The 5,973-nt window shown below is 35.0% G+C and carries 3 protein-coding genes; all 3 read right to left on the bottom strand.

Annotation, left to right across the window (positions count from 1 at the left end; all coding sequences use genetic code 11):
- Nucleotides 1–232: 232 nt before the first annotated feature.
- Complete coding sequence (locus EA412_00705) at nucleotides 233–2,656, bottom strand: TonB-dependent receptor (GenBank protein ID TVR83811.1); 2,424 nt, start codon at nucleotides 2,654–2,656, stop codon at nucleotides 233–235.
- 7 nt (nucleotides 2,657–2,663) lie between these two features.
- The gene (locus EA412_00710) at nucleotides 2,664–3,623 is read right to left on the bottom strand and encodes a DUF4249 domain-containing protein (GenBank protein TVR83812.1); all 960 of its coding nucleotides are present in this window, start codon (nucleotides 3,621–3,623) and stop codon (nucleotides 2,664–2,666) included.
- A 271-nt stretch (nucleotides 3,624–3,894) separates the two neighbouring features.
- Nucleotides 3,895–4,794 carry a hypothetical protein gene (locus tag EA412_00715; GenBank protein TVR83813.1) on the bottom strand — a complete coding sequence of 300 codons (900 nt, stop codon included), beginning with the start codon at nucleotides 4,792–4,794 and terminating at the stop codon, nucleotides 3,895–3,897.
- Nucleotides 4,795–5,973 lie beyond the last annotated feature (1,179 nt).

The raw sequence follows: 5,973 nt of genomic DNA on the forward strand, positions 1-5,973 counted from the left end.
TTATCGGCGGTGAGGGTGGAGAAGATTGCTTGACCAAAATTAAGATTGGAAAAGATATATATGTCTGGTAAAAGTGACGGGGCGACTTCCAGTCACCCCGCCACTATAAGAATATTTTAATCAAAAAGCAACTTCATCATATATGCTGTAATTTCCGCTCCCGGTCTGCAGCATAGGCCAGGCAAGCTTGAATGTCTTCAATGGTTAATTATGGTATATGCAGGATTCCAGGTTAAAATCTAAAACTATAGCTCACAGATGGTATTAAAGGAAAGAAACTTTGCTGCTTTATAATTGTGCGGGATCTAACCGATTCGGTGCCATCATCATTAATAACATGTTTTTTTTCTTCTTCCAGAAAGTAATAATAGGGATTTTGTCGGTTATAAACATTGTAGAGATTAAAGGATAACTGACGTTTTCTATTATTACTTTTGACCCAATTAATATTATAACCCACATCAAGTTTATGAAAAGAGCGCATCCGGTGTGTATTTATACCATCATATATATGTAAATCGAAAGGAAATGAGCGATGTTCTCGTTCAAGATAATACCGACCTTCAGGCAAGGTTATTGCATTCCCGGTTGCATACACCCATGTAGCAGAAAAATCACTTCGATTTGATATTCGCCTGATCCAAACAATGGAAACATCATGCAACCGATCATATTTAAATAAAAATGGTCTTCCTGAATTAATATTAGAAAATTCCCGTGTTGTTCGTGAAAGTGAGTAAGCCAGCCAACCTGAATTTTTCCCGCTTGTTTTTTGAATCAGAAATTCAATACCATAGGCCCGGCCAATACCATCTACTTCAATTTTATCTTCCCAATTTAATGATGACCGGGAGTACCCTGCACCTTCCTTATAACCAATAAGCCTGTCCATTTTTTTATGATATAGTTCAACGCTAATTTCAACGGATTTTCCCTTCAGGTTTTTGGCAAAACCTAGTGCCCATTGCTCAGCAATTGAAGGCTTGGCGAAAGGTGTAGCAGGAACCCAAAGATCTACAGGAATACCCATACCACCACTGGTTAAAAGGTGTACGTTCTGTTGTAAGCGATTCCATGAAGCTCTTAAAGATGAGTTATAGCTGGTCATATAATTAAAAATAAAACGAGGTTCAAGTGAAAAAAAACCGCTGCCATCAACACTGTAAAGGGTTGCTCTTAAACCCATATTTGCACTAAAACGTTTTCCTATATCAAAATGATTCTCTAAATATGCCGCATGATCTAAGGCCGCTATTTTAAAATTTCCGAATTCACTTTTAATTGTTTCATTTTCTGTTTCCAGTTCATATAGCGTAATACCGGGTGTAAATGTCTGCAAATTGGAGCTAATTCCAATTCTTAGCTTATAGTTAGGTTTATAAAAAAGTTCCATATCAAAGGATGATTTCAAGTCTCTTATACCACTGCTAAAAGAGCTAAAAAAATGTCTTTGATTATCTACAGCTTTTTCTTTGAATGATTGTTTTACTGCATGATTATATTCCGTATAAGCTATTACAAGATTGCTAAATATCTTCGGACTAAAGATATGATTCCATCGTAAAACAGCTAACTTATTACCCCACTTAACGCGGTTTCTTGATTCTATGTCAATTTCATTGTCCTTATCTTTCATGCGAATCAGGAATGCATCGTCACCCATATAGAAAGAAAGGAAGATTCTGTCATTTGGACCCAGCTTATGGTTATATTTAGCATTAAAATCATAAAAATGGTATCCGAATTCTGTTCCATCGAAAACAATTTTGGTTATGGGTCGTGTAATAAGGTCATACAAAAAACGACGATAAGACAACAGATAGGAACTTGTATCAGGTTTAACAGGCCCCTCCAGACTAACTTTGGCATTTAGAAAACCTATGGTAGCTTTTCTTTGAGATTCCGACATATCGCCTTCCTTCATCCTGATATCAAGAATTGATGACAATCGTCCTCCGTATCTTGCGGGAATTCCCCCTTTGGTTAGGGTCATACTACTTACGGCATCGGGGTTAAAGCTTGATACAAAGCCCCCCAAATGGTTAACGTAATAAAGAGGTGCATCATCAAGCAATATAAGATTTTGATCAGGACTTCCTCCTCTTACATACAATTCGCTGGAACCTTCACTGCCACTTCTAGCACCAGGCATAAGCTGTATTGCTTTAAGTAAGTCGGGTTCACCACCCAAAGCCGGTAGCAATACAAGATTGCTCATAGGAATACTCACCACACTCATTTCTGTTCTTTTCTCAAAAGACTTCTCCCGTGAAGCTTCTACTTTTGCTGTTTCCAGAAGAATTCCGGGTACTAATAATAATTCGAGCCGAATAGATACTTTGCCATCAATCTTTGTCACCAAAGGGGTGTAGCCTATATGCGTAATAATCAATTCTATTGAGTCAGTGGCCTCAAGGGTAAGACTGAAAAAGCCATAAGGATTACTAATAACTCCCTTGCCAGAATAATTGTCTGAAACATGCGCTGAATTTATAGATTCACCACTTGAATGATCCCTGACAAAACCACTTACTGTTATGGTTTGCGCATATAATGACTGAGGTATAATGAGCCATAAAAAACTAATTAACAGATAAATACAAGCCTTGTTATGCATTTTTTTCTGAGTTCCTTTATGATTTGATAGTTTTGGCATAAACTGTTTATCTTACTGAATTAATAATAGTATCAGTAATGCCCGAATAAGCCGCAAAGATTCCATAACCTCCCTTTATATTACTAAACATGGGTACCGGTTCGCCAACACCAGACCAAAAGTCACTTTCCTGGTGATACAAATGTCGGGTAAGGTGTTTTTTAAATTGATAATATGCTTTGGATGTCTTCCGTAGAATGATAATCAGATCATGGTCATATTCCAAAAGATCATTGTTGTGAATATATTGCGGTTGAGTAACATAATTAACCGTTAATATATAAGAATGTCCTTTGAACAATTCATTACTAAATATAAGGCTTTCAGGATGGTATTCTATATCTGACTCATTGGACAAAACAGGGTCAATACTTTGCAGATAAATAACATTTGAAATTCTCAATTCATCTGTATTTCTAGCCGGAATAAGATGCCTGTTCCTTAATATCAACTCATAATAGTTTTTGCCTGTACCATCATCGAGAATTTCTATTCTTGCCTGAGAAACAATATAACCTGCCTCCTCATCAACATAGATATTCTCAATATAGCTAACATTACCCATATTAGGTGAAGCATGCACCATAATGTCATTGGCGTTTACCGTTGGAAAACCGGGTGCAGAAACATCTAAAGTATATGATTGAGTAAGCTTGGCGATAAGTTTGGAAATATATTTTCCATCCCCGGCATGATACAAAGTATCTGGATTATTTCCTTCTTCGGAAATAATAACCAGTGCATTTTCAATTGCTTTTTTTTCATTGAAATCCAGAATTCCTTTGGTTTTGGAGAGATTAAGCCGCAAGGTGTCATCATGCCCAAAAAGACAATCAACTACAAGCTTAGGTTCAAATTGCGGCAAATCAATGGTAACCTCTTTGGTACAGGAAAAAAACAATAGATTTATCGCTAAAAAGATCAAGTTTAAACTATTGTACTTGCATTGTAATAGTATATTGAACATAGCGGTAGACCAAAAAAACAGGACGAGTTAATTATGTAGGTTACTTTTGATTTGATAACGGATATGGCATTGCAATTATTGAGGCCACTTCGAAAAAAACATATTTATGTTTCTGGCAAGTAGAGTAAATTTCTCTAAAGTGATATTTTACAAAAAGTAAGAGTTGAATTTGTATTAATTATGTAAACATGCCATTTTTCGAAGTGGACTCAACTATTATTTAATCACAAATCATTCTTATTGGAGTTTTAGCGGTATTCATTTCCTTCAATTATTTAAAACAATTATCTTCAAATTTGCAAACAATATTTAAATTACGTTCATATGTTGTTGGAGAACCTCCGCCACTATCATAAATAGTGAATTCGACATAATAGCGGAAAGCACTCAAAGAACGCATTCTAGAATAAGGTCTCATAGAGTAATGACTACTACTACCTCCTACACTTCCAGAGTAAGTCCAGCAGCCTTTACTATTTTTGAAAAAAGTCCAGTAGTTCCTGGTATTCATGTACATATCCACATAACCTCCACTTCCTGATTCCTTCTTAATTCTAGCTCTTAAAGTAAAATAAATACCTGCCTTATAATATCTTACCCTGTATTCAATCTTACCATCAGTTGATTGCAAGCTTTGCCAACCGGTATTTTGGCTGCTACATCTGGTTGCAAAATCATCTACTTCATTATCCATTATTCCGAATACTAAATCTAATACATTTTCACCAACAGAAAATTCCTTAACATCTTCATCTGTTTTGAAATGTATATTTTTCCTGACAGGATCAAACGATTGTACTTTAACATTTTCATTCATCATATCAACTTTGAATATAAAGTTATCAATCACAATAATGCCATCAGGACTAACAAGTGAACTAAAAATCTCATCATCAAATCCATTTGCATTTATTTCACTTTCATCTAACGTTAACCTCATAGATTTAAAAGAAAACTCATCTTCCCAATAAGGGAGACCATTTTCACTTGTCTCAATAGTACTCAAGTATTCAATTGCTAATTCATAGTCTTTTAATGTTTTAAACCACAAAGTATTCTCTATCACTTCAGCTTGGATGATAGATGAATCATTTAAATGAATCTGAATATTTTCAATAACATCATCTGTTAATTTTAACTCGCTTTCATTTTGGCTTTTTTCACAAGACATGCTTAGCATTAGAAAAATAATTGCTATTGATTTAAAATATATGTTCTTCATAATCGTTCGATTTTTCACCTACTCTCGGCACTACGCCAGGGCTTTTCGGTTTGCCGCCCGCGAAATTTCTTTTGGGCCCAATAAAGAAATATCGCGCGTGAAAAGTAAAAAAAAACGATATTAACCAAATTTAACATATAATTATTTACTGTTTATATTTGTTCTAAATAATGTTTTTTTTATTATGGCAAGCCTGATTATTTATTTTTGTTTTATAACCCAAGTGTAAGAATATAGTTGTAAATAAGCACCTCATTAAAATATTGCCGTAAATTTTTAATTACTATTTAAATTATTACGCCATTATCTTAAATCACATTCTTTATTTCCGGTTCTAAAAAGTAAAAGCAGAAACCGTTTTGACAGAATTATTAGAGTACCTTCCTAACTATTTCTTTATTAGATTTCAAACCCAAACTGACTTGAATAAACTCACCCGCGACGAGCTAGATCCCTATTCCAAAATTGCCCCGTTTAAATTATCGGCGGTGAGGGTGGAGAAGAAGATGTAGTGGTTTAATCTTGCGAATACCAACCCTGAATTACATTAAGCTAAATCCGATTCCGGATACAAGCAAGGTTTCTATAGCCATAGAGTTATGATCAAGAGATTTGAGTTTGCTCCATTTATCCTTTTTCACTGTGGATGTGGATTCATGATCATTTTTAAGCTTCCTGAAGAAATTCCTTTTTAGGCTCTTGTAATAGAATAGCAGAAGGACTGAGTTATAGATCGCAATAAAAACTATAGTAAATAAAACCCTTTGGTAAGAAAAACCCAGAATTTCCATAGCTCAATAATTGATTTAATGTACTGGAATTTGGTCAATGCAATAAAGACCTTAGGTAAAATAGATACCTCCGCGAAAGTTTTACCTGAAGGGTTTCTCATGTAATCTATTTGCTACGAATTCATTACTCAATCAAACTTAAATAATCTAATCATGACTGAGACAGTTGCCTTTTTACATGCTAAAATTCGTGGTAGGGATAGTTGGACAGCCGAATATTTACCCGATTGCCGCTTTTTACTTTGCCTGAGCCATAAAATTGGCCACTACCGTGTAAGCCGTAAAAAACCTGATGCAGGGCACAATTCATCGAAAGATCATTTAATATGCCATTAGG

It is taken from the genome of Chitinophagaceae bacterium, assembly GCA_007695095.1.
In the GTDB taxonomy this organism is placed as follows: Bacteria; Bacteroidota; Bacteroidia; order Chitinophagales; family REEL01; genus REEL01.